This window comes from Pseudomonas peli (assembly GCF_050563605.1).
Taxonomy (GTDB): Bacteria; Pseudomonadota; Gammaproteobacteria; order Pseudomonadales; family Pseudomonadaceae; genus Aquipseudomonas; species Aquipseudomonas peli_A.
This window is the reverse complement of the sequence record NZ_JBNXUH010000373.1, coordinates 1-302: the sequence shown is the minus strand read 5'-3', so window position 1 is coordinate 302 and position 302 is coordinate 1. Positions and strand designations below refer to the sequence as shown.

Sequence of the window (302 nt, the reverse complement as noted above, 5' to 3'; positions counted from 1 at the left end):
ACCCCGACTCCTCGGTGATGTACGTGGCCGCGCCGCTCATGGACGGCGCGCAGATTATCGGCGCGCTCTCTGCCNTTTTTCTATGGTGGCGGAGAGTCTAAGAATGCAGAAAATCGAGGTGCGTCGTCGGCAGCGGCAGATGTGGATAAGAGACGACCCCGACTCCTCGGTGATGTACGTGGCCGCGCCGATCATGGACGGCGCGCAGATTATCGGCGTGGTCTCGGTGGCCAAGCCTAATCGCACCTTGCAACCTTATATAGAGCGCTCAGAGCAGCGGCTGGCCTGGCTCGGCGGTGGGT

Annotated in this window: 1 pseudogene; it reads left to right on the top strand. The window is 61.8% G+C overall.

What is annotated here, in order from left to right:
- Window positions 1-151: 151 nt before the first annotated feature.
- A pseudogene (locus ACQ4LH_RS22020) lies at window positions 152-302 on the top strand (two-component system sensor histidine kinase CreC); the annotation flags it as partial.